Origin of the sequence: Litorimonas sp. RW-G-Af-16, from assembly GCF_048319245.1 — a bacterium.
Taxonomy (GTDB): Bacteria; Pseudomonadota; Alphaproteobacteria; order Caulobacterales; family Maricaulaceae; genus Litorimonas.
In genome coordinates, this window is sequence record NZ_CP166993.1 from 1,226,786 (window position 1) to 1,252,738 (window position 25,953).

Genomic DNA, 25,953 nt, shown 5'->3' on the forward strand with positions numbered 1-25,953 from the left:
CGCAGGGTTTCGCTTTTTATTTCGGCTTAGAATTCGGTAGTTGTTCCGCGCCTAATTTCTGTTTCAACTTGTTCATACCACTTATATAGCCCTCATAGTCCATCGCTTTTTGCTTGAAATACTCCCCGACAATAGGGTGGGACAGCACAAGGAAACGCTCTTCTTCAATCGCGATCTTTAGAGCATCGGCGACGTCCGCCGGTTCCAATAGACCGTCTTGATGCCCCTCGGCCATGGCCATGCCCTTCGTCATATTCGTGCGGACATATTGCGGACAAATGCAATGCGTGCGGATTCCTTGGTCCCAGTGACGAATTGCAATGCTCTCTGCAAGACCAACGGCGGCGTGTTTCGTCGCGGTGTATGAACTGCTGCCGATCTGGCTCAGCAATCCCGCCGCTGACGCTGTAATCACAATGCGGCCCTCACCACGGGCCTGCATTTTAGGCAGTAGCGCCCGCGCACCATAAACGGCCCCCATCACATTCACTTGCCAGCTTAATTCCCAATCGTCATTAGAGGCTCCCGCCGCATGTTTTGGATCACCAAATCCCACGCCTGCATTCGCAACGAACACATCAACGGGCCCCATGGCCTCTTCAGCGGCCTCCAAAAACGCAATAACGTCCGCTTCTTTCGACACGTCGCAAGCGAAGGCAATCGCGCCAATCTCGCGCGCGGTGGCATCTGGCGAAGACAGGTCACTAATCGCAACAGTCGCTCCGTTTTGGATGAACATTTCGGCAATCGCTTTACCAATTCCCCCGGACGCGCCTGTGACGACAACATTTTTATTTTTAAACATAAAGTATCTTAGCGCCCCCATAGATGGGCGCAAGCATAAGCCATCAAATAGATTGAATGTTACCCCTTTGGTATTGCATAGTCTTGGCATGGGGACTGACGAACATACTGATTTTGAAGATGTGTCATTGCTGGACAATGATAGCATTCCTAATGCCAATCAAAGCCTGTTTTGCTTTTCCTGCAACGCACCGATGCAAGGCCTTTTTTGCGCGGCGTGCGGTCAAAAAAATGACAATTTTCGTCGATCATTATTGGGCCTCCTGTCAGAAGCTCTCGCCTCCATCACAGCGATTGAAAGTCGCATCTGGCGAACATGGGGAGCCTTGATCGCCAAGCCCGGAAAGGTCGCGCGCGAATTTGCCGATGGGCGGCGCACATATTGGAGTTCACCCGTTAGAGTGTATCTGGCCATGAGCTTAATTCTATTTGGCTTTATGAGCGTGGCTCAAATCCAGTTTATTAGTCTAGACGTGGATGTTGCGCCTCGGGCAGGAGTCGACGTGCCAATAAAGGACCTCACGGCAGAGACCGCGCGACTGTCCTGGGGCATCGACTTCTTCGCAAGACAGAAAACCATTGATGCACGAAACGCCAATAAAGACTTCGACCTCATCAATCAGGTGCTGACAGCTAACAACTTCAACTTTTCGATTGGAGAGGCCACAAGCATAGATGACCCCGAAACGATCAAATCCTTAGACGCTAAGTTTTCAGAGATATCAAACAAGTTGAGGGCAGACGACCGTGAAGACCTTGCCGCAATTTGGGACGCGCAGAAGGCAGCATTGCTGGCGGGAGAAACGTCACTCGTCGGACTTGATTTGGAAGACGCGTTACAGAAAGATTATGACACTCTGCGCGCAGAACTTATAGGTTCGAAAGAGCGGATAGATGCTATAAGGGCGATGACTGAGGATTCAAAAACGGGAACTTCAAGCCAAGACGGTCAATCTTGGACGAATATTAATGGCGAAAAGGTAGAGCCAGAAACTCTGCAAAAGGCGATGTTGCATATTATCCAGGATCCATCACGCGTAAATGAGGGATTTCGGACAACCCTGCCCCGCCTAATGTTTGCGATGATGCCTTTTACAATGCTGATTGGCGCAATGTTCATTCGCGGGCGCGGAAATGCTTTGCTCTACGACCATTTAGTGCATGCAGCCTATGTTCACGCTTTCGCCTATTTTCTGCTACTTGTCGCCATACTCATTAGTTGGTTCATGCCAATCATTCCAATGATGCAGGTCACATTTATCATTCTACTGATATACTTGCCTTTGAGCCTAAGACGCATGTTCGGGCGTAGCTGGCTAAAAACGATTTGGACAAGTTACGGCGTAGGGTTTGTTTATCTGTTTGCCATGTTCGTTATTTTAACGACGCTCCTTGCCACGGGAATATCAAGCGAGATTAGCGCGACCCGTTAGCGCCGCTGGGTTTGGGCGCTCGGTCACCAAACCACCATAGAGTTGCAGCTGTAGCAGCGAAAATCGCAGCCTCAACAATGGCCCCGTTCTGGGTCTTGGCAAATATCCAGCCAGTGATAAGCCACAGGACCAGCGTTAAAATCGGCCTGACCAGACGCAAAATATTGATGACCCACTGGCTAGCTTTTCCAATCGCAGCATCCGCTTTGATCGAAGCCTCCAACCCAGCCCAAGACCCTGCTTGCGCCGCAAGCGCCAGCTCCATTTCCGTTTCCTGCGCCCGAGCTTTCATGTTTAAATCGTGCAGTCGGCATTCGTGACTCCACTGAGCTTGCGCATGTTTGAACGTCTGCTTTCGCTCAAAAAATGCTGCGACACGCCCAAGTGCTGTTCCGGCAATGCCAAAAATTCCACCCGCAACGGCGTCTAGTCCAAGGGTTAAAGGATCTGCCATAAGTCTCTCGCTTTCGGGCCTGCATACCACTCACGCGGCGCGCCCAGATCAATGTGTAAAAATGTGAGGTAAAATCCAAAGCCCGTGAAACCAGCCCTTTTGGCGGCCTCATGGAGTTTTGCGCGGTCATGTCCCACTGTCGAAATGTCTGCTGCTAGACGCAAATGTTGCGAGAATGGTGCGCCGCCGACCCGCGCATTATGCAGCGGGCAGCGATGTGCTGATGTTATCCGTAATGGTCGACCAACTCGATCTCGCATGCTTTGAAGTCGGTCCATGAACTCAGGCCAAGGATAGCCTATGCCGCAATGTCGGCAGGCCATTTCTATTCGTGTGAAATTGGGCCAAATCCAATCATGCGACGCGATTGAGTTTTCAGTGACATTTGTGGGCGCGGCATTGGGGCGTTGATGTAACATGTTGCGATCATGTCAGTTCTCAACATCGCGTGGAGGTAATAAAAAAGCCCGCCATAAAGACGGGCTTTTATTGGTTTTATATCGGGGATTAGCCCAAGAGGCTTTCTCCTATGAGAAAATACCAAGCTTACGAGCTTTCTTGGCGGCCAAATAGTAGAACGTCACGCGTTGCTTGAAGCGATCTGCTTTCATGTCTTGGCAAATCTCTTTGACCAAATCCATTTGACCTGATGTCTTACCAAGTTTCTTTGTCACAAAACCATCAGCCACACGCTGTAGCTCCGCTTCGTCTGAACAGGCGACAAGTCGGCCATCGCGTGATTTTAGAGCAATACCGCAATATTTGACGATGCCTTCAACAGTCGCACGTTTCGCGTTTGGATCGTATTTTTTCACACTGGTGTAATATTTCTCAAACTGAACTTCGGCCTCAGACATTTTTGGCTTTGTCTTACGCGTTGTTCCAGCTTTTGGCCCAGGCTTTTTACGAGGCGTACCCGCTGCCGTGAGATTACCGCGCTTCGTGCCAGGCTTAGGTCCAGGCTTTTTCTTGCCCGTGCTTTTGGCTTTGCCAGATGATTTCGCAAGACCTTTGGCCTGCTTGATCCACTCATCACGGTCGATACGGCCTGGGAATGAATCGATCACACCTTCAACCATCGTGACGTCCTTCTTCTTCCAGTTTGCGATCTGGCGGAAGTAATAGACACCTTTACCATTGAGGTCTTTTTCAAACTTCGGACCAATGCCGCTAATCAATTTAAGATCGTCTGGCTTTCCGTCCGTTGGGCCGTCTTTGTAAAGCACTTTAGGCTTAGGCGCGGCTTTAGCTTTTGCCTTTGGCTTAGGCTTAGCTTTGGCTTTGGGAGCCGCTTTTTTCGCTGCAGCCTTCTTCTTAGGTGCCGCCTTTTTCGCCTTTGGCGCGTCAGACAGACGTCCTTCGAGATATTTCACGCGAGCCGCGAGATAGCGATTACGCCATTCCAACGCGTAAGTCTCGTCATCGCCATCGTCGCCTTTATTTGCAACAGCAGCACCCGCTGCACCTGCAACGGCTGCACCTGCAGCGGCAGCCGCAAGTTTGCTTTTCAGGCCAGACACTTCTGTATCACGTGATGACACGCGACCTTCAAGTTCTTGAACACGCGCACGGAGGCTATCAGCTTCAGCCCGTAAAGCGCCCTCGCCTTCAACCGACAGATCGCCGACCTGTTTTTTGCCACGGAAAAGTAGCCAGCCTAATAACAGGCCCAAGAGACCAGCTAACAATAATGGTAGCCAGAAGCAGAGTAGGAAATTGATAATATTGCTCATTGAGTGTCCTCCTTATTCGGACTGTGTCACGGTGAAGACGATACGGCGATTTGCTGCCCGACCCTCTTCCGTGTCATTTGGTGCGGATGGTTGCGTTTCTCCAAAACCTTTTGCGGTCATGCGAGATAATTCAACATCATTTTGATTAAGATAGGCGACAACTGTATTGGCGCGGGCTTCGGACAGAGACATGTTGTAAGCGGCATCGCCAACATTGTCCGTGTGACCGTCAACTTTGATCCGAAAAGATGCGCACTGATTGGCCGCAGAGGCCAGAGTGTTGAGAAGGTCAAAACTCTCCGCTCCCCGGATTTCAGCTTTATCTGTCTGGAAGAAAATTTTCTTCCCGTCGTTCAAATCATCAAACAAAGTTTGACAAATCGTCGCTGACTTTACTTCACCCACATTTTCGGCAGCCATATCAGGCACTGAAATGTTAGCGGCAAACTCATATCCCTCAGGCATATTCGCGCCCATCTGGTTAATACGGGCCCGAACGTCAGCAGAGGCCGCCTCACCGCTGATGAAATTCGTGTAGTTTTCCATGGCGAAACGGCCGCTATCGAGGAGGTCCAGTTCATCGATATTCTTTTCGATGACTTTTTCCCAGTTCGCATCAGGCGCACCCATCGCAATTTTGATGGTTCGGTCTGTCACAGTTCCGTCAAACGTAGATGTCGCCTTGGCCATAACGGCGTCGCGCTGTTCTTGGCTCGCGACGTATCCAGACAAAACGACGTTACCGTTATCATCTTTGATCGCATTAAATGTATAAGGCGATTGTGTCGGTAGTGTCGTAAATGACAGCTGATTATCAACGACATGCCACGAACGCTTCCCCTTACAGGCTTTGCATTCCGTATTCTCTGCGATGCTGGCTGCATCACGCGCAAACGCCTCTGAGGGTGCTTCACCCGTCAGTCTAGCGATGTTGCCATCCATTTCGACATTCGCAAAATCATAGCCAGCACCTGCTAGCGCGCCGCGAATATCATTTTCCATGCTGGCGATTTTCGGTACGTAGAAAATCCAGCTTAGAATTAATGAGGCAATGGCGAGGATAATTGTTCCCCAAACCCATTTAGCACCCATATCGGTCCTCCATAAAAAACATAAGCCAACAGACTCACTTTTATGGAGTTAAACCAACTGTGACATTCATGCAACGCCGCAGATTTAATTAATTAAATTATTTCGCTGTAAGAATTCAGCAATCGCGCCTTATCGCTTCACACGCTTCAACGCTTCTTCGTATTCTTCGGTCAGCTCTGCAACGATATCTGCGACAGGTGGCGCATCGTGGACAGATCCGACACCCTGTCCTGCACCCCAAATATCTTTCCACGCTTTGGCTTCAGTATTCCCACCTGATCCAAAGTTCATAGAATTCTTATCTGCCTCAGGGAGATTGTCTGGATCCATACCCGCTTTTTCGATTGAGCCACGAAGATAATTACCATGAACGCCGGTAAAGAGTGACGAATAAATAATATCGTCGCCCGCGCTATCAATGATTTCTTGCTTATATCCTTGATCTGCATTGGCTTCTTCTGATGCAATAAACCGTGTGCCGATATAAGCCAGATCAGCGCCAACAGCCAAAGCCGCTGCTACGGCACCGCCTGTCGCAATCGAGCCCGACAATAAGAGTGGCCCATCAAAGAACTCCCGAATTTCTGGAATCAAAGCAAAAGGCGACAAGCGCCCAGCATGACCACCTGCACCCGTGCAAACCGCGATAATGCCGTCGGCTCCCATAGAGAGCGCTTTCTTTGTGTGTCGAATATTGACCACATCATGTAAAATAATCCCGCCGTAAGAATGTGTCGCGTCATAGACATCTTGGTTAGCTTGCAGGCTCGTAATGATGATCGGCACTTCGTGCTTCACGCAGACTTCCATATCTTCCATGAGGCGATTATTTGACGGATGGCAGATTTGGTTCACACCAAATGGCGCAACTTTCTTATCAGGATTAGCTTTTTGATATTCCTCAAGCTCCAATTTAATCCGCACAATCCACTTCTCAAGCGTGCCAGAGGGACGGGCATTGAGTGCAGGAAACGTGCCGATAATACCCGCTTTACATTGTGCAATCACAAGCTCTGGGACTGAGACGATAAACATCGGGGAGCCCATGACAGGTAGTGGCAGGCCTTGGAGGATAGGAGGCAGAGACATAATAAACTTTCTAAGTGGGTTTCTTTACTTACTCGGTTGATGCCGAGTCGGATGTGTCGCGGAAATTCGTATCGGCCTCGGATGCCATCCAAGCCATAACAGCGAAGGCAGCAGCGTTAGTCGCCATATCTTCGGGTTTGATTTTATCAAGCGTGTCATCTGGTGTATGATGCAAATCGAAATAATCGGTTCCGTCTTGCTGGAACCGCATAGTCGGAACGCCCTCGCGAGACATAGGGCCAATATCTGGCCCGCCATTCGTGCGAACATCGCTCATGGGCAAGCCCGTTGCGTCAGCGATTTGTTTTAACACGTCCTCGCCCGCGCTCACACCTGACTGCACTTCATAGGGAGCGGTCGCTCCGAAGTCTGATTCAGTTGCCAGAACATGATTGTCTAGCTCGGCACGGTTCGCATCAACATAAGCAAAGCCACCTAGCAGCCCGACCTCCTCTGCGCCAAATGCCACAACACGAATAGTCCGCTTTGGTTTTAGGCCAGCTTCCAAGATTACTTGGGAGGCCCCTGCGGAAATGCCAATACCTGCACCGTCATCAATCGCGCCGGTACCTAAATCCCAGCTATCCAAGTGACCGCTAATTAGCACGATCTCTTCGGGGGACTCAGAGCCAATGATTTCACCGATGATATTACCAGAAGGTCGATCACCTGTGACTCGCGGTGTCAATGTCATCTTGATTGTGACTTTTTCTCCGCGCGATAAAACGCGCTCAAGTTGATCGGCATCAGGCGCAGATAAGGCTGCGATTGGAATTTTTGGCGTATCTTCTGCGTATCGCATCTGTCCAGTATGCGGGAAGCGATGGCTATCCGTTCCTACGGAACGAATGACGACAGCCACAGCGCCGCGTTTGGCAGCTTCCGTTGCACCAGAACGGCGTTTGCGGTTCGCAGGGCCATAACCTGCCCCGTCAGGTGCCTTTTCCATTCGGCCAGAAATAAAGACAATTTTTCCATCTAATCCGCCAGCAGGCGCCGCTTCCAAGTCCTCAAATGTTGGAAAAAAGGCTATCGGCGCCGTGATACCGCCTGATGGCGTTGCGACCGATCCTCCAAGGGACGTAATATATAATTGCTGCGCATAGGGTGCGACGATCGAGGCTGTTTCCTCGCCGCGCTCCCACCCAGGAATAGTGAAAGGTTGAACCCGCACGTTTTCGAGGCCAATCTCTTTGAATTTCGCAACCGCCCAATCCCGCGCCCGCGCTTCAGCATCTGTGCCCGCCAAACGGGGACCAATTTCAGTGGTCAGCGATTCGACAATATCATAGGCATGTGACCCATTCTTCGCCGTCTCAATCAGTTTTTGAACCTCAGGCGTAACAGCGGGTTGCTCGGCTTTTGTAGCTTCTTTTGGCGTATCAGACGCTTCATTTGCGCAGCCGACGAGCAAAATTGTAGCGCACGTGGCTAATAAAAAGTGTTTCATTTTGTCCTCAATTCTGTTGCGCAATCGCGGATTCGCGCTTCCAAATCTATAGCTAATGTGTTTGAACAGGGTCAAATGCCGCTTGGCAACCGTCAAATTTGAATTGATGTAAATTATAAGGGTTGGATGGTTCGACTTTCAGAAGTTGGAACGTCCAAAAATGCATATGACACACCGAACAACACTTCTTTCGACCACTTTTTTATCTGCCGCACTGTCTGGCGCTTTGATAGCCTGCGCTCCCGAAGCAGTAGCTCCACTTGATACGCCCGCCGTAGAAATCTCCACGGCAGACCTGCAACGGCGGATCGAAAAACTCGCATCTGATGAATTTGAAGGCCGCGCCCCTGGCACGCCAGGTGGTATCGCAGCATCACAATATATCGCAGACGAAATGAAAGCGGCTGGCCTTATCCCAATGGGCGAGAACGGCACGTATTTCCAAAATGTAGAACTGACCGAGTCGACTGTTACCCCTGCCTCCAACATGACAATCATGAGCGGCTCCTGACGCTGAAGCCCCTCTCATAACGGCAGATCAATCGACAAATGCGGTTTTCTGGACAAAGCGTCTGGCAGAAGAGATTAATGTCGACAGTGACGAAATTGTCTTTGTTGGATACGGTATCGTGGCGCCAGAATTTGGATGGAATGATTATGCTGGCTTGGATGTAGAGGGCAAAACAGTTGTTATGCTCGTCAACGATCCTGGCTTTGCAACAAAAGACGAGACCCTCTTCAAGGGCAATGCCATGACCTATTATGGTCGTTGGACATACAAGTTTGAAGAAGCAGGTCGCCAAGGCGCCGCAGCAGCGCTTGTCATTCACCAAACAGAACCTGCTTCCTATGGGTGGGATGTTGTGTCTGGTTCTTGGACTGGCGCGCAATATGACCTCGTGCGACCTGATGGCGGCGCGTCCCGCACACAGTTGGAGGGCTGGCTCCACTTAGACACAGCCACGGAGTTGTTTAAATCCGAGGGCCTCAATATAGACAAAGCCATAGCGGATGCAGCGTCAAAAGACTTTAAACCCTTCACGATTGGCGACGCCCAACTCAAAGCCAACATTGTCCAGAGCGTAAAGACGACAACTTCCCGCAACGTCGCTGGCGGCATTAAAGGCACCGAACGCCCTGACGAATACGTGCTTTACATGGCGCATTGGGATCACCTTGGTAAAAACGAGACCTTAGAAGGCGATCAAATTTATAATGGCGCAGTTGATAATGCGACTGGTACAGCCGCGATCATCGAAATTGGCGAAACATTTGTTGAAGCAGGCGCGCCCGAGCGGTCCGCGATTTTCGTCGCTGTGACGGCAGAAGAGAGCGGCTTGCTGGGTTCCGCCTATTATGGCGAAGCGCCCCTCGTCCCGCTCAATAAAACCGTCGGCGGCATCAATATCGACGCCATGCTGCCACTGGGCGAGACCAAAGACATTAAAGTCATCGGCTTTGGCTCGTCAGAACTTGAAGATCGCCTCAAAGTACAGCTAGACAAGCGCGATATGTATCTAGTCCCTGACGATAAGCCAGAAGCTGGCTATTACTATCGTTCTGACCATATCAGCCTCGCTAAAAAAGGCGTGCCGATGCTCTATGCCGATCCAGGCAATGATCACGTCACCAATGGACTGACCTACGGTGAAGACTTTGCGAAGGAATACACGAAGGAACGCTACCACAAGCCTGGCGATGAATATGACAATAGCTGGGATTTGTCTGGTATCGTGCAAACGACCGACCTCCTATTTGACCTCGGCTATACTATGGCCAATAGCGAAGATTGGCCGAATTGGTATGCCGGCACAGAATTCCGCGCGTTACGCGACGCCATGATGATGGACGACATGTCTTCTAAAGAGACAGCCAAAGAAGAATAGCCACACATGCAAACCGTCATTTGCATGAAGTGGGGAACGCGTTACGGGGCCGAATTCGTCAATCGGCTCTATAACGCGGTTCAACGTAACACCAAGCGAGACACACGATTGGTCTGCCTAACCGATGATACGACAGGCATTAACCCCAATGTTGTCTGCGCCGATATTCCAGAGATCAACCTACCAAAAGAATTGATCAATACACCTTGGCGAAAATTGACGCTTTGGAAAGCGCCCTTAGTCGACCTGTCAGGCGATGTGCTGTTCCTTGATCTCGACCTTGTCATAACAGGTAGCATAGACGCGTTGTTTGATTATGAACCTGGGCGGTTCTGCGTCATCCGCAACTGGACACAGCTTAAAGACAGTATTGGCAACACGTCCTGCTTCCGTTTTCCCGTCGGCAAATACACACACATCTATGATCGCATCCAAGCCGATCCTGACCCAATTCTCGCGAAATACCGTATTGAGCAGGTCTATATCAGCCGGGAGATTGAAGACATGGTCTTTTGGCCAACACTTTGGTGCGCTAGTTTTAAACACACACTGATGCCGCGCTGGCCAATGAATTTCTTTAAAACCCCCAAATTACCACGGGACACAAAGATCGTTGCTTTCACCGGCAAGCCCGATCAAGATGAGGCTGTTATAGGCGTCTGGCCCGTCAAAGCATGGTATAAACGGCTTTACAAATACGTAAAACCCACGCCTTGGATTGCGGAACACTGGCAGTGATCACGGTCAAATTTCTTGCCAAAACCGCGCCTAATCAAGACCCAGCCCTTTGGTCTTCACTGATTCCTGGCGGAGGAGACCGCATAGAAGATGTCAAATTTACATTCGATCTGGACGCGCGCGACTATGATTGGTTGGTCGTTTATGAGGGCTTACCGCCACTCGATGGAGAGAAGAAAACCAACCGTGTGGAACGGCTGGCTTGTCCACGGGCAAATACACTTCTGATTACAACTGAACCAAGCTCTATCCGCATTGATGGACCTCAATTTCTAAGGCAGTTTGGCCATGTTCTGACACATAAGCACCCTGATCTTGTCAGACATTCGGGGCAGATACGGCGCACGCCACCTCTTCGGTGGTTCTATGGTCGCCCCAGGGGCGGGCCAGGGCGCTATATGACTTGGGACGATATGGAAGAGGCTGCACCGACAAAAAATAACTACTTATCAACAGTTTGCAGCACAAAGCAGATGTCACATACTGTGCATGCGAAGCGGTTAGAATTCGTTTTGGCCCTACGAGATCGCCTGCCAGAAATGGACGTCTTTGGGCGCGGGATACAGCCTATTGACGAAAAGTCGGAGGCTATGGATACCTATCGCTATCATATCGCGATTGAGAACCATGTAGAGGCAGGCCACTGGACAGAAAAACTCGCCGATTGTTTTTTGGCGGGGTGTTTGCCGTTTTATTTTGGCGACCCTAATTATGCCAGCGCGTTTCCAGCGGAAAGCGTCATCCCGATTGACATTTTTGACTTAGATAAAGCAGAGGCTGTCATTCGCGACGCCATAGCGACCCACCAATACGAAAAACGTCTACCTTTTATAATGGAAGCCCGACGCCGCGTATTGCATGATTACAACATATTGTCAGTCGTTGCCGATATTGCGACTGCAAAGAATAAACAAGCGCCTATTATCGCTGGGGCAGAAATTTGCGGGCGTCACATTTTTCGCCGCAAACACCCGTTTCAAGCAGTTCAAGACGCCCTCTTCAGGGCACGAATAGCGCGACATCCCGCCACCTCCCCCTCCAAGGTTAAACTGCCGCACTACGCAAGGCGTAATGGGAATAATCTTTCTCTGTTTACGGGAATTTAGTAGGAAACTGTCACAGACCTGCACTAGGTTTAGGGCAGGAATGGGAGAATGGCATGTCAGCTATCATCAAAGCACTCAAATATGGTTTCATTGGCGCGCTCGGCGCAGTTGGAACTTTGGTCATCGGCACGCATGCCATAGCTGCAGACAGTGACGGGCCAGTTGGGAGCGCGGGTGATCAAGTCAAAAAATTTCGTCAGCTCGGCACAGAACTTCCCTCCCCCAACGCATATCGCAGCGCGTCTGGCGCACCTGGCCCTGCCTATTGGCAACAAAGTGTAGATTACACGATTGACGCGGTGCTTGATGAAGACGAGCGCACAATCACGGCGGAATCGGAAATCGTCTATACGAACAACTCCCCTGATGCGCTTAATTACCTCTGGGTAGCGCTTGATCAAAACCGTTTCAAAGATGGCTCTATGGCGCGCACCTCTGCAGTCGCCTCTGCCGCTGGATCTCGGCGCGGTGACGGTGCAGGCGGTGAGGACAGCTATAGCTTCGGCGCCCTGCGCTACGAGCAAGCCATGGAGGACCGTGAATACGGATTTGAGTTCAAAGCCATCATGGACGGCGAAGGGGAAACGCTGCCTTACGTCATCAACGACACTATGATGCGCATCGACTTACCAGAACCACTCGCCCCTGATGCTAGCGTGACCATCCAAATCGACTGGGTTCATAATATTATTGATGAAGTGGCTGTGGGTGGCCGTGGCGGTTACGAATATTTTGAGGAAGAGGATAACTATATCTTTGGCCTCGCGCAGTGGTTCCCTCGCCTCGCCGCTTATACTGATTACACCGGTTGGCAGAATAAGCAATTTCTGGGTCGCGGGGAATTCACGCTCGAATTCGGTGACTACGACGTCAATCTGACTGTTCCCAGCGATCATATCGTGGCGGCAACGGGCGTCCTGCAAAACCCACGCGAAGTTATGACGGCTGAACAAAGGCGACGCATGGATAAAGCTGGTACAGAAAAGCCAGTTTATATCGTGACGCCTGAAGAAGCGGAAGAGAACGAAAAAACGAAAGCCAAGGGTATGAAGACTTGGCGCTACTCCGCTGAAAATGTCCGCGATTTCGCATGGTCCTCCTCTCGTAAATATATCTGGGACGCAATGTTGTTTGAGCAAGACGACGATGTGAACCCAGTCGTGACGGCCATGAGCTTCTTCCCCAAAGAAGCCGACCCGATCTGGTCTCAATATTCAACGCAAGCCGTTGTCCACACGATGGACGTCTATAACAAATTTGCGTTCAACTATCCGTATCCGACTGCACAGTCCGTGAATTCATGGGAACGCGGCGGCATGGAATATCCGATGATCACCTTTAATGGCTACCGCCCATCAGAGGACGAAAAGTCTGGTGAAGTCGTCTATTCCCGTAATATCAAATATGGCCTAATTGGCGTGATCATTCACGAAATTGGTCACATCTATTTTCCGATGACAGTGAATTCTGACGAACGCCGTTGGACATGGATGGACGAAGGGCTGAACTCCTTCCTCGAATATATGGCCGAATATGAATGGGAGGAGGATTTCCCGATTTCTGGCGGACAACAAAACCCTCTCGACGTCATTACGCGCTACATGACAAGCGATGGCCAAGTGCCAATTATGACGCAGTCTGACAGCGTTTTGCAATTCGGGCCAAACGCTTATTCCAAGCCAGCGGCGTCACTGATCGTGTTGCGAGAAACTGTTATGGGACGTGAGTTGTTTGACTTTGCATTTCGCGAATACGCAACCCGTTGGAAATTCAAACGCCCAACGCCTGCGGATTTTTTCCGTATTATGGAAGATGCCTCGGCGGTTGATTTAGATTGGTTCTGGCGCGGTTGGTATTACACTACCGATCATGTCGATGTAGCTGTCACCAGCATGCGCGAATACCAAATCTCAACACAGAACCCAGAAATTGAATTTGATATGGACCGCGAAGAAGATGCCGTGCGGCGTCCTGAAAATATCGTCCAACGTCGCAACCGTGAAGAAGGCATAAAAACCCGAGTCAGTCGTTACTCAGAGCTAAAAGATTTCTACAATGAGAACGATAAGTTCACGGTCACAAATGCCGATCGTAATAAATATCAATCCTTCCTCAAAGACCTCGATGATTGGGAGCGCAAAGCCTATGACCGTGCGATGGAAGACGGTAAGTATCTGTATTTCGTCGATTTTGAAAACATTGGTGGGCTGATCACCCCGTTGCCTGTGACGCTGGAATATGCGAATGGTCGCATGGAAGATATGATGATCCCAGCTGAAATTTGGCGTCGCAATTCGGAATTCGTGACGAAACTCATCATCAGAGACGAGCCCGTAGTTTCAATTCGGTTAGACGAAGCTCACCAGACGGCTGACGCAGACTACTCTAACAACACTTTCCCGCCAAGCATTGCGAGCGATCGCCTAAAGCTGAAACAATCGAACTATAAACGAAGCAATATGATGGCAGATGCTCTGGCGGAGCTCAAAGGCGACGATAAGAAGGATGCGGACAGCAAAGTTGTCCCTCTCTCTACTGATGTTGAAAAAGCTGAGACAGTTGAAGCTGTAAACGATAATGACAGTGACAATGACGGCGATACCGCGTCTGATGCGAGCGAGGCGGAAAAGCCGAAAGCACGTAAAGACCGCGAGTCAGCGCTCAAAAGAACGCTCAAGCGCATGATGAACCGCGACTAGCTTTCACGTTAACAACGCAACAAGATAATCCCTGCCCTCTGGGTGGGGATTTTTTGTGACTCATGGACAATGTTGAGAAATAACTATTGATCAAGCGCCGACTTCACCGCACAAGAAACACATGTTGATTGTACACCATTTGAATAACTCCAGATCACAGCGTATCCTATGGCTACTCGAAGAGTTGGAGATTGAATACGAAATCAAACATTACGAACGCGATCCAGAAACCAACCGCGCGCCAGCAGAACTCAAAGCCGTTCACCAACTTGGCAAAAGCCCAGTTATTGAGGACGGCGATTTGATTGTTGCGGAAACGGGCGCAATAATCGTTTATATTCTGGACAAATACGGTAGCGGCAAACTCCGCCCTGAAAAAGGTACGCAGGACTATGTCGATTATGTTCACTTCCTGCATTTTGCCGAGGGTTCAGCCATGTTGCCGCTTTTGCTATCCCTTTATACAGGTTTCCTAGGCGACGCAGCAGCCCCTATCCAGCCGATGATCGTGGCGGAGATAAAAGGCATTTTAGATTATTGCGAGTATCAGCTTATCAGCAGCGACTATTTCGCAGGCGATGAGTTAACGGGTGCCGACATTCAAATGATCTTCCCTTTGGAAGCTGCCAAAGCGCGCGGGCGCTTAATTGGTTACGAAGCCTGCAATGAGTACGTGAACAAAATACACGCGCGTCCTGCTTACTTGCGAGCGTTGGAAAAAGGTGGAAATTATGCCTACGACCCCAAAACCTAAGCCAGCGATTTTCCATCTCGCCTATCCGATCAAGGATAAGGAAGCGACACGCACATTCTACCGCGATATTCTGGGCTGCCATCAGGGGCGAGAGGCTCCGACATGGATTGACTTCGATTTCTTTGGCCACCAGCTCAGCTTTCACCTCAAGCCAGAGAGCTTCGCGACCCCTGACCCAACGAACCAAGTTGACGGAAAAGACGTGCCTGTGCGCCATTTTGGGGCTGTATTGCCTTGGAATGAGTGGCACGCTTTGCGAGATCGCCTCATTGAAGCAGGCACAGAATTTGTGATTAAACCCTACATCCGCTTCAAAGGCGAGACGGGAGAGCAAGCGACAATGTTCTTTCTCGACCCATCAGGCAATGCCCTAGAGTTTAAGAGCTTCAAAGACCCATCACAAATTTTCGCCGCTTAGTCTTAGGTCTACTTAGTCTAAGTAAAGCCCGCTTAATTCGGCCAATTCATCCGCAGCCGCTTCGTGCATAGACTTTAAGGCTGTCCAGCGGTCATTATCCAGATCATTCCAGCTTTTGAGCTGGATACGCGCATAGTTTGCTTGCCATTGCAGGTCACTGATGCGGCGCTTAATCTCTTCACGCTCCCGCCAAGACAGGCTGGACATCGCTGTCTCAACATTATCATTTGCGATTTTTGACGCGCTAACGCGCCGTGGTTTAACAGGTATTGCCTGAACACTCATTTTAAACATTGGTTTGCCCCATAATAACAATTACGGAACACACGGAGCAAGTCCCGCGCCAAGTTACGCGGGAGCGAAACATTATAGTTAATGAGGGATGAAGACCTATAAAGTCGGATTGATTAAAAACTTCTCACCCGTTTTTTTAGCATTATAGCGCTTCACAATATCAGCGTCTAAAGCATCAGGCAGGCTAATCTCGTCAGTGTAGTGGCTGGCAAAGGTTGTTTTCAGTTCCTTGGCGACACGTGTGCGTAGGCGAATATTTGTCTCCATACCCGCTTTGGCAAGGAAATTCGGCAACAGCCATCCCCCGACTCCCCACGCCATGCCATATGCGCGGTTCAGCACTGTCGGCGACATATCGAGGCTCCCGTAGAGATAGACCTGCTTGTGTTTGATTGAGCCATAAATCGAATAAGCCCCTGGCGTGCGAGCCGCAGCGGCCTCCATCGCCGAGAGTATATCAGACGCCAGCGAACCACCACCTGTGGCATCAAACGCGAGCGTTGCGCCCGTTGCGTGGATAGCGTCAGTCAACTGAGCCATGAAATCATCATCAGAGCTGTTGACGATATACTTTGCCCCCATGTCTTTGAGTAATTTTACTTGTTCGGGTTTCCGCACAATGTTGACCAAATCTATGCCGTCTGCTTGACAGATACGGTTGAGCATTTGTCCCAAATTGGACGCGGCGGCTGTGTGGACCAAAGCCGTATGGCCTTCACTGCGCATGGTTTCAGGAAAACACAAAGCAGTGAGTGGATTTACGAAGCTAGACGCACCGTCCTTGGCCGTGCAGCCAGGCATAAGCGGCAGCACCATCTGTACATTTACGCAACGATATTCGCCGTACATTGCGCCGCCCATAGCTGCGACTGTTTTCCCGATCAAAGCTTGTGCCGCATCGCTCTCGCCAGCAGCTACGACTTCACCCGCGCCCTCATTGCCCACTGGCAAAGACTGTCCAAAGCGAGCTTTCATACGGCCTAAAGCGGAAGCGTGGATCGGCGCTCGCAAGACACGGTTAAAACCCTCACCTTTGGAGGTCGCCTGAGATATGTCAGCCGCTCCAAACATTACGCCGTGATCAGACGGATTAATTGGGGTTGCCATGACCTTGATCAAAACTTCGTCCGCCTTGGGTTTTGGCATATCCATCTCGACGAAGGACATTTCTAACCATCCATCATCGGTGATGAGGGATCGCATTTGGTGGACTTTGGACATAGTAATTCCTTCGATATGAGTGTCTATTCTGGGAGAGGTATATACTCCTCATCATCCCCGGGGACAGTGCCAAATTTGCCTGCCTTCCAATCAGTTTTCGCCTGTTCGATCCGCTCTTTACGAGAGGACACAAAATTCCAATCCAGATAACGCCGCCCCAACGGTTTACCTCCAATCAATGCGAAGCGAGTTTTCCCGCGCGCTTTGATCGTTGTGGTCTCATCCGTCAGGACGGTCATAGCATTGATGGGCACAGTTACCCCATCAATCTCGCCCTCCCCTTCAACCACGTAAATGCCGCGCTCTTCTGCCTCTGGCAAAGTCAGTTCCGCCCCGTCTTCAAGATGGGCTTCGACATAGAGGTTAGGCGAGAAGGTTTTGACTGGGCTTTCAACGCCATAAGCTGTGCCCATCATTACGCGAACCTTGGCGCCGTCAAACTCGACCTCCGGAATGTCATCGGCCGCAGTGTGGTGGAAAGACGGTTCAACTTCTTCAAATTCTTCTGGCAGTGCGTGCCATAGTTGCAGACCGTGCAAATCATAGCCGGTCACTTTTAACGCGTCCCGCGTGCGCTCCGAATGGGTAATGCCGCGCCCTGCGACCATAAGATTGATCGCGCCTGGGTGAATGGCAAGCGCATTGCCGAGGCTATCACGGTGAAAGATTTCACCTTCAAACAGATAGGTTACCGTCGCAAGATTGATATGCGGGTGCGGGCGGACATTGATACCTGCGCCCGGCTGAAAACTGACAGGACCAAAATGATCAAAGAACACCCACGGCCCGATAGAGCGTTGCTGCACGAACGGCAAAGCCCGTCTGACAGAAAACTCGCCAATATCTTTCTCACGCGGTTTCAAAATAGCTTTAATTGCGGGGCTGTCTGCCATAACGTTTCCTCAAATCATTCGATCAAAGGATATATGATATGCTAAAACTATACGATTGCACAACAGCACCAAGTCCACGTCGCACCCGCATGTTTTTGACAGAAAAAGAAATAGCCTATGAGAACATTCAAGTTGACCTGCGAACAGGCGAGCAGATGGGTGATGCATTCCGTAAGGTTAACCCGCGTTGCACTGTACCCGCTCTTGTGACGGAAGACGGTCTATTGCTGACCGAAAATGCTGGCATATCCGCTTACCTAGACGCGACCTATCCCGACAAGCCGCTCCTTGGCACAACGCCGTCAGAAAAAGCGATGATCGCCGAATGGAATTGGCGATGTGAATTTGAAGGATTGATGGCTGGGGCTGAAGCGCTACGCAATGGCAGCCCGCATATGAAAGACCGCGCGATGACAGGCACTCGCAACGTCCCTCAAATCCCGGAATTAGCTGCACGAGGCGCAAAGCGGCTTGGGTGGTTTTTTGAAGATCTTGATGCGCAATTACAAAAGAATGAGTTCGTCGCAGGGGATAGCTACTCCTATGCGGATATTACCGCGACAGTCTGTGTTGATTTCGCGCGATGGGTAAAAGTGTACCCAACGGACAAGCAAAAAGCACTGACAGCATGGCATGAACGCATGAAAACGCGGGCGAATTACGCGGCTTAATGTAGGCGTTTACCTGTAATAGAACCTGCTCAATTTCATTGTCCTTGAGGTCGTCTGGCGCAATCGTCAGGGGGTTCACGTCGATGACAATAAAATCGGCCCACTTGTCCGTCTTGAGGCTGCCCAGCATATCGTCTTGAAACGCACCATATGCATTTTCAATCGTCATGGCGGCAAGGCTTGGTTTACAGACAAAGCTTACTCCGCATACCGCATAGTGTTCATACCTGTAAGTATTGTTTTTTAGCCTGCCTTCTGAATAAGGCTGAGCACAGTTTTTACATGTATGAACACTATGCAGAGGCTTTGCTTGAATTTAAGCGATCACAAAGTATGTTCATCGCATGACTAATCGTGATTACACATATGACAAATCGACTCGTAAACCGATACGCCCTCTGAAAGCGCTGAAGCATTTTCGCAATCTCATGGCCGATAAGGAAGACACTAGCCAAGTATTTCACATCATCAATGAGTTAAATGGTGATAACTTTCAGAAGTTTTTCTGCCGCTTTGCAAACTCTCCAGAGGGCCGCAAACATATTGAGGCGGGTCTTTTCCTTCCGACTATGCTGGACGATCACGAAAAGATCCGCAAACTTCCCGAAGGCACGGTCGGCCGCGCCTATGTGGAGTTTATGGAGAGCCAAGGCCTAACAGCGCAAGGCTTGGTTGATGAGTATGAGTCGTTTGACTCAAAAGCTCGCGATAAGTGGTCGCCAGAAATGATTACATTTGGTAATCGTCTGCGCGACACACATGACTTGGTTCACGTGATGACAGGTTATAGCCGCGACGCACTGGGCGAGGCCTGCGTGCTAGGGCTGTCCTACTCCCAACATGGCGGTCGCGGCCTGACGTTCATCGCGCACATGGCTGGCTGGGAAGTCAAGAAGTCGGCCCCAAAGGGCGCCCCAGTGATGCGCGCGGTGCGTGAAGGTCACAAAATTGGAAAGACGGCAACAGATTTGGTCTATTTAGACATTGAGGCCTTGCTAGCGATGGACTTAGAAGCGGCGCGCGCTAAGTACGGCTACATCACACCCGAAACATATTTCAAAGTTCATGACTGCATGCGTGCGGCAGGAATGGATCCTTATGCCTTCATCGGCGGAGAGGCAGCTCTTGCTTAAATCTGCTAGGCTGGCACTTCTTCAAATTCGCCGTCGTCATTGGTAATCATGAGCCTGGCTTTGATAATTGAGAAATACCCCCCGACCAATTTCAAATGACCCGTGTCAACTTTACGTTTCACAAACGGGAATGTTGTAAGATTTGTCAAAGACTGTCGAACAACCTCTAATTCCATTTCGTAAGTCACTCGATCTTCGGGAAGCCCCTTTGCAAGAACTCGATCTCGTACGTCATTGATCAGGCTTACCCATTTGCCAACATAGCCAGCATCAGGATCGTGGCCCATCCCAGCTAGGCAGCCTTGAATCCCGCCGCAGCTTTCGTGACCCATAACCATGATCATTTCGACACCAAGATTGTTGACAGCATATTCGATCGCGGCTGACGTCCCGTGATACCCGCCCGTTTCGTCGAGCGGTGGGACGATATTGGCGACATTCCGAACGACGAACATTTCGCCAGGATAAGCGTTAAAAATATCTGATGGATCAACACGACTATCGGAGCATGCAATCAACATAATTTTAGGGTGCTGCCCCAGCGTGCCTAGCTGCTCATACAGTTTCTTCTGATTGACGAAATCCCCTTTTCGAAAGGTTTCATATCCTTGGATGAGTAGTTTTCTTAGCGGCATAGGCTGTTCTTATCCCAGCGCTCTCAAACGTCAAGCAGTGACCCAAACACTATATTCAAGTGCCATGCACTTTCGTGGAATTGACAGATGGCGCGCGCGAGCGCAGTTTACAGCGATGGGGGCTACAGCCACATATCTACCGACCAAGCGGGTCAAAGACTTAGCGCAGCGGTCTGACCTTTGGGGCGCTTGGCTGACCTTCCATGTCTGGGCCGTTATATTTGGGTCTATGGCGATGTTTATCATCTTTCCAAACCCCCTGACCTTCATTCTGGCTTTCTTGCTAGTTGGATCACGCCAACACGGCATGGCGATCCTGATGCACGACGCAGCACATGGCGTGCTGTTCAAGACGAAAGCGCTCAATGAGTTTGTGGGGCAATACCTCCTCGGCGCGGCCTATGGCGGCGATATGATGAGCTATCGCAAATACCATCTCAAACATCACCGCTACGCTCAGCGACCAGAGGATCCCGACTTGCCGCTATCTGCCAAATTTCCAACAACACGCGCATCTCTGCGGCGCAAATTTATCCGTGACTTGACAGGGCAGACTTTCTTGAGGCTACAACTTGCGTCACGCACGATGTCGAAAGGCGAAGCCCCTGTGATTGAGGGATCAGATGCATTTCAGAAAAGCTCGCCTTGGCCCTACTTTATTATCAACGCCTTTTTGTTAGCAGGACTAGCCGCGCTGGGATATTGGTGGGTTTACTTCGCTTTATGGCTGGCGCCTCTGATGACGTGGTTCTTTTTTGTGTTGCGCCTACGCAATATAGCTGAACACGGTATGACGACGAATGACGATAATGCCCTCACTCACGCACGAACAACGAAAGCCAACCTAATCGAGCGAATTTTCTTTGCGCCCTATTGGGTCAATTACCACGTCGAACATCACGCCTATATGTATGTGCCGTGCCATGGGCTGAAGGCCATGCACCGTGAAATGCTGAAGGCTGGGTATCTGGATCAAATGGAAACAAAGACCAGCTATCTGAATGTGCTTCGAACAGCCGCGCCTGCCTAGCTTCGCAATGAAAGCCAGTCCAGCATGGCTCGGCTGATAGCGTCTGGCGCATCCCACATGGCCCAATGCCCGCAATTTGGAATAGTCACGCGGGTTAGATCATCCACCATATGCTCCATAGGGTCAGCCAATTCTGGCGGCAAAAGCAAATCACGCTCAGGGCTGATCATCAGGACGGGCTGATCTATGCGGTCAGACATCCCCTCTGCCAGTTTCCAGTTCTCATTAATATTCTGATAAAGGTTCATACCTGTTTCATAGCCTGTACGTGTGTAAGCCTCTACAAATACTGCCCGATCCGCTTGATCCATAACACCACCTTTGAGCGGTGGTGAGCCCGCGGCGAGAAATTCTGCGAACTTAGTTGGGATGAATGTAAACGTCTCGTCTGCAACTGCACCCTCAGGCGTAGAGCGGAACATGAGACGGAAAAACCCATCTGGATCTTTGGCGAATAATGCAGCGGTTTCCGCGCGTTTATAGAGAAACTCCAAAAAGTAGTGCTTCCGTCCTGCCCGCTTCTCGATGATCTTCAACGGCGGCGCAGGAGCGCGAGCGGTGTGCGGAACACAAATACCGACGACCCCCGTAACGCGATGACGGATCATACGTGCGGCGTGCCAGACAATGCTGCCGCCCCAGTCATGTCCACAGATCAAACTTTGACTTAGACCATACCCATCCATCACCGATTCCAAATCAGCGACGAGTTGCGGCATCGCGTAATGCTGCGAATCTAGAGGCGCAGAAGACCGCCCGAAACCGCGCAAATCATAACATATCACGCGGTAGCCCGCCTGCACCAAAATCGGCACGATCGGCTTCCAGCTATAGGCAATCTCTGGCCAACCATGAACCAATATCAACGGCGTCCCATCTAGCGCCCCGTCTGAATAGGTCGCAATTTCGAATCCATCGGACTGTATAAAGTGAGGCTGATTGAAGTTCATAGATCGCACTTTAGGGCGTTCGTCTGTGAAATCAGCCTCTTTTTTCGGTCAAATTGCTGATTTATCGCAGCTTTTACTCTTTACGGCGCGAACTTAGACCCCTAAAAGCCAGCTATTCCAAAGGCTCCGATGCACGGGGCCTTTAATTTTGAATTAGAAATGAGTTGAAGACCACATGGTTGAAATCTACGTCCGTCAGAATAATGTTGATCAGGCCCTCCGTGCCCTGAAGAAGAAACTTCAGAACGAAGGCATCCTGCGCGAAATGAAAGCGCGTAAACATTATGAAAAGCCATCCGAGAAGCGCGTACGCGAAGCTGCGGAAGCTGTGCGTCGTGTCCGTAAACTGGCACGCAAGCGCGCCCAAGTCGAAGGATTGATCCCGTCAAAGAAACCGCGCCGTCGTTAATCGACCGCATCTCCTTACGGAACCAAGTTCAAAACCGCTCTCTTAGGAGGGCGGTTTTTTTGTGCGCTACTGTGAAGCGCATGTATGAAATTTGTGACAAAAATCTAACATGGTCGTAACTCGTCCGCCAGAAACATGGTTAAGGTTGAATTACGATCTGTGCTTAACGACCCTAATGACAGGAAAAACTCAACAAAATGCATTTTATTGGAAAAAAATTTCTATAATATTTTCAATACTTTAACCGCTAAATTAACGATTGTAGAAAGTATTCTAAACGCTGTCCTAACGACTGATTCGCGGTTCATTTACCAATGACCGTTAGATAGAGGCTCATAACAAAAACAATAATAATTCTTGTGAACCCTAGATGACTACAAAGGACAAAAAAAATGAAAACTCTATCTACACTTATCGGCGCAGCTGTTTTGACATCTGCATTCGCATCAACTGCATATGCAGCGTCACCTGACGTTTATGTTGTGAATTTCCGTAACGCGAAAGACGTGAAGAGCCAACAGCTTGACAGCCAACTCCAAACAGCTGTCGCAATCGCTGGTGTAAACGCTGAAGAAGTCGTGATCGACACAACAACAGCAGCCAAATGGGAAAAAGGCGCACATGAAGCGTTTGATAAGGACATCGTGCCTGTCTTCAACAAATGGGTCGGCCTTCCAGGCTTTGCCGCTGTCGTTGATGCCAAAACAAAGCGCGTTATCGGATGTGTGAATGCATCTTTCTCAGCAAATGAAATGGCTGAAGAACTTCGCAAAATGGCGTCCCGCGCTCAAGGCAATGCCTATATGAGCCGTGCATCTGTTGGTGCCAAAACGACATCATGCCCTGCGGCTCACAATGTTGACCCAGGCCTCTAATCTTATCTAGGGGAAGATGAGAAAGCCCGGTTCCAGATATTATCTGGTCCGGGCTTTTTTCGTTGGCAAGTCTGCAATTCACAACCTCCCTCGCCCGACTTCGCCTCACGATTTTGTGCGGTAGAAAACTGCAATTTCATCTGCCATTCAGATCAAATACGCCATAAGACCACAATATGACACGTATATTGAAGACCTTCATTTCTGCCGCGGCTCTAACACTTGGACTCAGTGCGAGCGCGAATGCATATCAACCGACACCTGACGTCTATGTCGTGTTTTTCGAAGCAGACTGGTGCGGGCCATGCAAGATCGTTGAGCCCCGCTTGACAGAAGCTTTGCAAAATCTACGCGATCCGATGATTGAGTTCGTGCCAATCGATATTTCTGGCGGCAAAGGTGATCTAAACGCTCACGCGGTCTTCGATCGTGGGATCGTGCAGCAATATAATATGTGGATGGGCGTAACAGGTTTTGCCGCTATCATTGATGGCGATACAAAACGGACAATGGGCTGTGTAAACATGACCTATGACGCCAAAGCCATGGCCATGCACATTCGTAATTTGCAAAATGCGGCTCGAAACAATCAGCAGTCATTTGACCTGACCTGCCCCGAGCCGAATAATATTTAGACTCAGGCTCTAGGCACGCAGTCCGTAGACCTCTTCACGAGCAGCTTCGAGGCACTCGGCCATTTTTTCGCGGATAGCCGTGTCAGAAATATCAGCACCGCCATCTGTTAGGTCTTTGCGCAGCTTGCGGAAGACATCATCATCGCCGGCTTCTTCCATATCCGCCATAATCACTTCGAGCGCATACTTATCAGGATCAGATTTCCCGATCAGCTCAGCCGCCCAAAACCCCAATGCTTTGTTGCGTTTTGCTTCGGCTTTAAACTCCTTCGCCGCATCCAACACGAAACGTGTCTCAGAGGCGCTCTCGCGTTCATCAAATGTCGACATGGTCTACCTTTCCAAAAGTCGTTATTTCTAAAGGATACGTATGTCTGCCCGCAGCGTTCTTCAAGGTGTAAAATCCTCAAATATTCGCCTCCTGCGCATTGCCGCCGCGAGAGGCTTAGGCTATGCCGTGGCTTTAGAGATCAAAGACTGAGTCTCGCTCATATATGAGGGCCACATGAGCCGCCGCAAACAAATCTACGAAGGTAAAGCCAAAATCCTGTTCGAGGGGCCTGAGCCTGGAACATTGGTGCAGTATTTCAAAGACGACGCGACTGCCTTTAATGCACAAAAAAAGCAACGCTCGACGGCAAAGGCATCCTCAACAACCGCATAAGCGAATTTGTGATGCTTCGCCTCGGCGAGATTGGTATCCCCACGCACTTCATCAAACGCCTGAACATGCGCGAGCAGCTGATTAAAGAAGTCGAAATCATCCCGCTGGAAGTTATTTGCCGCAATATAGCGGCTGGCACCATGTCTAAGCGCCTCGGAATTGAAGAAGGCGAGAAGCTCCCGCGTTCTATCGTAGAGTTCTGCCTCAAGCGCGACGATCTGGGTGATCCTCTGATTGCTGAAGAACATATTCACGCTTTTGGCTGGGCCACCCATGCAGAGTTAGACGAAATGATCGCTATGACGCTGCGGATCAATGACTATTTGCAAGGGATGTTTGCTGGCATCGGTATTAAGTTAGTTGACTTTAAGATCGAATTTGGACGGCTGGCGAATGAAGACGGCGGTCACCAAGTTATCTTAGCGGATGAAATCAGCCCCGATAGCTGCCGCCTCTGGGATGCAGAGACAGACCGCAAACTCGACAAAGACCGTTTCCGCCGTGACCTTGGCGGCGTAACCGAAGCCTATACCGAAGTTGCCTCACGGCTTGGCATACTCAAAGAAAACCAAAATAAACACGCACCGAACCTCTCGGTCGTATCCAATGACGATTAAACCAGATCAAACCAGGAGCTTCCTATGAAAGCGCTCGTCTTTGTCGGCCTAAAGCCCGGCGTTCTTGACCCACAAGGTCGTGCTATCGCGCGGTCTCTCAACGATCTGGGCTTCGATGAAGTGACCAACGCATTTCAAGGTAAAGTCATTGAACTTGATATAGAGGCTAACGACCCCGAAGTTGTCAAAGGCCGCGTGACCGAAATGTGCGAGAAACTCCTCGCCAATACGGTGATCGAAAGCTACCGCATCGAAATTCAGGCGTAAGAC

At 50.2% G+C, this 25,953-nt stretch carries 29 protein-coding genes and 1 pseudogene; 16 read left to right on the top strand and 14 right to left on the bottom strand.

Annotated elements, in window-relative coordinates:
- Positions 1 to 16 precede the first annotated feature (16 nt).
- Positions 17 to 805: an SDR family oxidoreductase gene (locus AB8615_RS06100; protein WP_409434019.1), complete on the bottom strand. Its 789-nt coding sequence runs from the start codon at positions 803 to 805 to the stop codon at positions 17 to 19.
- Between the two features lie 88 nt (positions 806 to 893).
- Here AB8615_RS06100 and AB8615_RS06105 point away from each other — a divergent pair, with 88 nt between their 5' ends.
- Positions 894 to 2,237, top strand: coding sequence for a DUF3667 domain-containing protein (locus AB8615_RS06105; RefSeq protein WP_409434020.1), 1,344 nt, complete (start codon positions 894 to 896; stop codon positions 2,235 to 2,237).
- Here the strand turns inward: AB8615_RS06105 and AB8615_RS06110 are convergent.
- The 6 genes from AB8615_RS06110 to AB8615_RS06135 all read right to left on the bottom strand — a co-directional run bounded on the left by AB8615_RS06110 (position 2,221) and on the right by AB8615_RS06135 (position 8,055).
- A complete protein-coding gene (locus AB8615_RS06110; protein ID WP_409434021.1) occupies positions 2,221 to 2,691 on the bottom strand; it encodes a hypothetical protein in 471 nt (156 codons plus the stop codon). The genes AB8615_RS06105 and AB8615_RS06110 overlap by 17 nt on opposite strands.
- Positions 2,676 to 3,110 carry a D-Ala-D-Ala carboxypeptidase family metallohydrolase gene (locus AB8615_RS06115; protein ID WP_409434022.1) on the bottom strand — a complete coding sequence of 145 codons (435 nt, stop codon included), beginning with the start codon at positions 3,108 to 3,110 and terminating at the stop codon, positions 2,676 to 2,678. Before AB8615_RS06115 ends, AB8615_RS06110 begins: the two co-directional genes overlap by 16 nt.
- Positions 3,111 to 3,218: 108 nt before the next feature.
- A complete protein-coding gene (locus AB8615_RS06120; protein ID WP_409434023.1) occupies positions 3,219 to 4,424 on the bottom strand; it encodes a DUF2853 family protein in 1,206 nt (401 codons plus the stop codon).
- Between the two features lie 12 nt (positions 4,425 to 4,436).
- Positions 4,437 to 5,516, bottom strand: coding sequence for an OmpA family protein (locus tag AB8615_RS06125; protein ID WP_409434024.1), 1,080 nt, complete (start codon positions 5,514 to 5,516; stop codon positions 4,437 to 4,439).
- 129 nt (positions 5,517 to 5,645) lie between these two features.
- A complete protein-coding gene (locus AB8615_RS06130) occupies positions 5,646 to 6,605 on the bottom strand; it encodes an NAD(P)H-dependent flavin oxidoreductase (RefSeq protein WP_418153023.1) in 960 nt (319 codons plus the stop codon).
- 28 nt (positions 6,606 to 6,633) lie between these two features.
- Positions 6,634 to 8,055, bottom strand: coding sequence for a M20/M25/M40 family metallo-hydrolase (locus tag AB8615_RS06135; RefSeq protein ID WP_409434026.1), 1,422 nt, complete (start codon positions 8,053 to 8,055; stop codon positions 6,634 to 6,636).
- A 166-nt stretch (positions 8,056 to 8,221) separates the two neighbouring features.
- Between AB8615_RS06135 and AB8615_RS06140 the strand changes: the two genes are divergently transcribed.
- From AB8615_RS06140 to AB8615_RS06170, 7 genes are all read left to right on the top strand, one after another.
- The gene (locus AB8615_RS06140; protein ID WP_418153025.1) at positions 8,222 to 8,566 is read left to right on the top strand and encodes a hypothetical protein; all 345 of its coding nucleotides are present in this window, start codon (positions 8,222 to 8,224) and stop codon (positions 8,564 to 8,566) included.
- A 118-nt stretch (positions 8,567 to 8,684) separates the two neighbouring features.
- Positions 8,685 to 9,941: a M28 family peptidase gene (locus AB8615_RS06145; protein ID WP_418153027.1), complete on the top strand. Its 1,257-nt coding sequence runs from the start codon at positions 8,685 to 8,687 to the stop codon at positions 9,939 to 9,941.
- Between the two features lie 6 nt (positions 9,942 to 9,947).
- Positions 9,948 to 10,679 (top strand): hypothetical protein, encoded by a 732-nt coding sequence (locus tag AB8615_RS06150; RefSeq protein ID WP_409434028.1) that lies wholly within the window; start codon positions 9,948 to 9,950, stop codon positions 10,677 to 10,679.
- A complete protein-coding gene (locus tag AB8615_RS06155; protein WP_418153029.1) occupies positions 10,655 to 11,785 on the top strand; it encodes a glycosyltransferase family 10 domain-containing protein in 1,131 nt (376 codons plus the stop codon). The genes AB8615_RS06150 and AB8615_RS06155 overlap by 25 nt, the downstream gene beginning before the upstream one ends.
- Before the next feature lie 53 nt (positions 11,786 to 11,838).
- Positions 11,839 to 14,484: a M1 family metallopeptidase gene (locus AB8615_RS06160; protein ID WP_418153031.1), complete on the top strand. Its 2,646-nt coding sequence runs from the start codon at positions 11,839 to 11,841 to the stop codon at positions 14,482 to 14,484.
- Between the two features lie 121 nt (positions 14,485 to 14,605).
- On the top strand, positions 14,606 to 15,238 hold the full coding sequence (locus tag AB8615_RS06165) for a glutathione S-transferase (RefSeq protein ID WP_418153033.1): 633 nt from the start codon (positions 14,606 to 14,608) through the stop codon (positions 15,236 to 15,238).
- Positions 15,216 to 15,656: a VOC family protein gene (locus AB8615_RS06170; RefSeq protein WP_418153035.1), complete on the top strand. Its 441-nt coding sequence runs from the start codon at positions 15,216 to 15,218 to the stop codon at positions 15,654 to 15,656. Before AB8615_RS06165 ends, AB8615_RS06170 begins: the two co-directional genes overlap by 23 nt.
- A gap of 12 nt (positions 15,657 to 15,668) precedes the next feature.
- Here the strand turns inward: AB8615_RS06170 and AB8615_RS06175 are convergent, their stop codons facing one another.
- The 3 genes from AB8615_RS06175 to AB8615_RS06185 form a co-directional block, all read right to left on the bottom strand.
- Positions 15,669 to 15,950, bottom strand: a complete 282-nt coding sequence (locus AB8615_RS06175; protein WP_409434033.1) for a hypothetical protein — start codon at positions 15,948 to 15,950, stop codon at positions 15,669 to 15,671.
- 96 nt (positions 15,951 to 16,046) lie between these two features.
- Positions 16,047 to 17,171 (bottom strand): zinc-binding dehydrogenase, encoded by a 1,125-nt coding sequence (locus AB8615_RS06180; RefSeq protein ID WP_409434034.1) that lies wholly within the window; start codon positions 17,169 to 17,171, stop codon positions 16,047 to 16,049.
- A 23-nt stretch (positions 17,172 to 17,194) separates the two neighbouring features.
- Positions 17,195 to 18,064 (bottom strand): pirin family protein, encoded by an 870-nt coding sequence (locus AB8615_RS06185; RefSeq protein WP_409434035.1) that lies wholly within the window; start codon positions 18,062 to 18,064, stop codon positions 17,195 to 17,197.
- A gap of 38 nt (positions 18,065 to 18,102) precedes the next feature.
- Between AB8615_RS06185 and AB8615_RS06190 the strand changes: the two genes are divergently transcribed.
- Entirely contained in the window at positions 18,103 to 18,735 is a 633-nt protein-coding gene (locus tag AB8615_RS06190; RefSeq protein WP_409434036.1) for a glutathione S-transferase family protein, read from the top strand.
- Here AB8615_RS06190 and AB8615_RS06195 read toward each other — a convergent pair.
- Positions 18,617 to 18,904 carry a hypothetical protein gene (locus AB8615_RS06195; RefSeq protein WP_409434037.1) on the bottom strand — a complete coding sequence of 96 codons (288 nt, stop codon included), beginning with the start codon at positions 18,902 to 18,904 and terminating at the stop codon, positions 18,617 to 18,619. The two genes, AB8615_RS06190 and AB8615_RS06195, sit on opposite strands and share 119 nt — an antisense overlap.
- A 175-nt stretch (positions 18,905 to 19,079) precedes the next feature.
- On the opposite strand from AB8615_RS06195, the gene AB8615_RS06200 reads away from it, so the two are divergent.
- Positions 19,080 to 19,868 carry a Coq4 family protein gene (locus AB8615_RS06200; protein ID WP_409434038.1) on the top strand — a complete coding sequence of 263 codons (789 nt, stop codon included), beginning with the start codon at positions 19,080 to 19,082 and terminating at the stop codon, positions 19,866 to 19,868.
- A 5-nt stretch (positions 19,869 to 19,873) separates the two neighbouring features.
- On the opposite strand, the gene AB8615_RS06205 is transcribed toward AB8615_RS06200, so the two are convergent.
- Positions 19,874 to 20,503 (bottom strand): carbonic anhydrase, encoded by a 630-nt coding sequence (locus tag AB8615_RS06205; protein WP_409434039.1) that lies wholly within the window; start codon positions 20,501 to 20,503, stop codon positions 19,874 to 19,876.
- 115 nt (positions 20,504 to 20,618) lie between these two features.
- Between AB8615_RS06205 and AB8615_RS06210 the strand changes: the two genes are divergently transcribed.
- A complete protein-coding gene (locus AB8615_RS06210; RefSeq protein ID WP_418153038.1) occupies positions 20,619 to 21,533 on the top strand; it encodes a fatty acid desaturase family protein in 915 nt (304 codons plus the stop codon).
- Here AB8615_RS06210 and AB8615_RS06215 read toward each other — a convergent pair.
- Positions 21,530 to 22,483, bottom strand: a complete 954-nt coding sequence (locus tag AB8615_RS06215; protein ID WP_418153040.1) for an alpha/beta fold hydrolase — start codon at positions 22,481 to 22,483, stop codon at positions 21,530 to 21,532. The two genes, AB8615_RS06210 and AB8615_RS06215, sit on opposite strands and share 4 nt — an antisense overlap.
- Positions 22,484 to 22,658: 175 nt before the next feature.
- Between AB8615_RS06215 and rpsU the strand changes: the two genes are divergently transcribed.
- From rpsU to AB8615_RS06230, 3 genes are all read left to right on the top strand, one after another.
- Positions 22,659 to 22,892, top strand: a complete 234-nt coding sequence (rpsU, locus tag AB8615_RS06220) for a 30S ribosomal protein S21 (protein ID WP_409434042.1) — start codon at positions 22,659 to 22,661, stop codon at positions 22,890 to 22,892.
- A 392-nt stretch (positions 22,893 to 23,284) separates the two neighbouring features.
- A complete protein-coding gene (locus AB8615_RS06225; protein ID WP_409434043.1) occupies positions 23,285 to 23,767 on the top strand; it encodes a hypothetical protein in 483 nt (160 codons plus the stop codon).
- Positions 23,768 to 23,943: 176 nt separating this feature from the next.
- Positions 23,944 to 24,402, top strand: a complete 459-nt coding sequence (locus AB8615_RS06230; protein ID WP_409434044.1) for a thioredoxin family protein — start codon at positions 23,944 to 23,946, stop codon at positions 24,400 to 24,402.
- A gap of 9 nt (positions 24,403 to 24,411) precedes the next feature.
- Here the strand turns inward: AB8615_RS06230 and AB8615_RS06235 are convergent, their stop codons facing one another.
- Positions 24,412 to 24,732: a DUF1476 domain-containing protein gene (locus AB8615_RS06235; protein ID WP_409434045.1), complete on the bottom strand. Its 321-nt coding sequence runs from the start codon at positions 24,730 to 24,732 to the stop codon at positions 24,412 to 24,414.
- A gap of 175 nt (positions 24,733 to 24,907) precedes the next feature.
- On the opposite strand from AB8615_RS06235, the pseudogene purC reads away from it, so the two are divergent.
- A pseudogene (gene purC, locus AB8615_RS06240) lies at positions 24,908 to 25,683 on the top strand (phosphoribosylaminoimidazolesuccinocarboxamide synthase).
- 24 nt (positions 25,684 to 25,707) lie between these two features.
- Positions 25,708 to 25,950, top strand: coding sequence for a phosphoribosylformylglycinamidine synthase subunit PurS (gene purS, locus AB8615_RS06245; RefSeq protein ID WP_409434047.1), 243 nt, complete (start codon positions 25,708 to 25,710; stop codon positions 25,948 to 25,950).
- Positions 25,951 to 25,953: the final 3 nt, after the last annotated feature.

Coding starts and splice junctions, on each gene's coding strand:
- AB8615_RS06190 (WP_409434036.1), top strand. CDS start 18,103: ATGCTAAAACTATACGATTGCACAACAGCACCAAGTCCACGTCGCACC.
- AB8615_RS06100 (WP_409434019.1), bottom strand. CDS start 805: ATGTTTAAAAATAAAAATGTTGTCGTCACAGGCGCGTCCGGGGGAATT.
- purS (WP_409434047.1), top strand. CDS start 25,708: ATGAAAGCGCTCGTCTTTGTCGGCCTAAAGCCCGGCGTTCTTGACCCA.
- AB8615_RS06170 (WP_418153035.1), top strand. CDS start 15,216: ATGCCTACGACCCCAAAACCTAAGCCAGCGATTTTCCATCTCGCCTAT.
- rpsU (WP_409434042.1), top strand. CDS start 22,659: ATGGTTGAAATCTACGTCCGTCAGAATAATGTTGATCAGGCCCTCCGT.
- AB8615_RS06130 (WP_418153023.1), bottom strand. CDS start 6,605: ATGTCTCTGCCTCCTATCCTCCAAGGCCTGCCACTACCTGTCATGGGC.
- AB8615_RS06115 (WP_409434022.1), bottom strand. CDS start 3,110: ATGTTACATCAACGCCCCAATGCCGCGCCCACAAATGTCACTGAAAAC.
- AB8615_RS06210 (WP_418153038.1), top strand. CDS start 20,619: ATGGGGGCTACAGCCACATATCTACCGACCAAGCGGGTCAAAGACTTA.
- AB8615_RS06215 (WP_418153040.1), bottom strand. CDS start 22,483: ATGAACTTCAATCAGCCTCACTTTATACAGTCCGATGGATTCGAAATT.
- AB8615_RS06120 (WP_409434023.1), bottom strand. CDS start 4,424: ATGAGCAATATTATCAATTTCCTACTCTGCTTCTGGCTACCATTATTG.
- AB8615_RS06150 (WP_409434028.1), top strand. CDS start 9,948: ATGCAAACCGTCATTTGCATGAAGTGGGGAACGCGTTACGGGGCCGAA.
- AB8615_RS06195 (WP_409434037.1), bottom strand. CDS start 18,904: ATGACGATTGAAAATGCATATGGTGCGTTTCAAGACGATATGCTGGGC.
- AB8615_RS06105 (WP_409434020.1), top strand. CDS start 894: ATGGGGACTGACGAACATACTGATTTTGAAGATGTGTCATTGCTGGAC.
- AB8615_RS06205 (WP_409434039.1), bottom strand. CDS start 20,503: ATGCCGCTAAGAAAACTACTCATCCAAGGATATGAAACCTTTCGAAAA.
- AB8615_RS06110 (WP_409434021.1), bottom strand. CDS start 2,691: ATGGCAGATCCTTTAACCCTTGGACTAGACGCCGTTGCGGGTGGAATT.
- AB8615_RS06135 (WP_409434026.1), bottom strand. CDS start 8,055: ATGAAACACTTTTTATTAGCCACGTGCGCTACAATTTTGCTCGTCGGC.
- AB8615_RS06165 (WP_418153033.1), top strand. CDS start 14,606: ATGTTGATTGTACACCATTTGAATAACTCCAGATCACAGCGTATCCTA.
- AB8615_RS06200 (WP_409434038.1), top strand. CDS start 19,080: ATGACTAATCGTGATTACACATATGACAAATCGACTCGTAAACCGATA.
- AB8615_RS06175 (WP_409434033.1), bottom strand. CDS start 15,950: ATGTTTAAAATGAGTGTTCAGGCAATACCTGTTAAACCACGGCGCGTT.
- AB8615_RS06185 (WP_409434035.1), bottom strand. CDS start 18,064: ATGGCAGACAGCCCCGCAATTAAAGCTATTTTGAAACCGCGTGAGAAA.
- AB8615_RS06235 (WP_409434045.1), bottom strand. CDS start 24,732: ATGTCGACATTTGATGAACGCGAGAGCGCCTCTGAGACACGTTTCGTG.
- AB8615_RS06125 (WP_409434024.1), bottom strand. CDS start 5,516: ATGGGTGCTAAATGGGTTTGGGGAACAATTATCCTCGCCATTGCCTCA.
- AB8615_RS06180 (WP_409434034.1), bottom strand. CDS start 17,171: ATGTCCAAAGTCCACCAAATGCGATCCCTCATCACCGATGATGGATGG.
- AB8615_RS06225 (WP_409434043.1), top strand. CDS start 23,285: ATGAAAACTCTATCTACACTTATCGGCGCAGCTGTTTTGACATCTGCA.
- AB8615_RS06230 (WP_409434044.1), top strand. CDS start 23,944: ATGACACGTATATTGAAGACCTTCATTTCTGCCGCGGCTCTAACACTT.
- AB8615_RS06140 (WP_418153025.1), top strand. CDS start 8,222: ATGACACACCGAACAACACTTCTTTCGACCACTTTTTTATCTGCCGCA.
- AB8615_RS06160 (WP_418153031.1), top strand. CDS start 11,839: ATGTCAGCTATCATCAAAGCACTCAAATATGGTTTCATTGGCGCGCTC.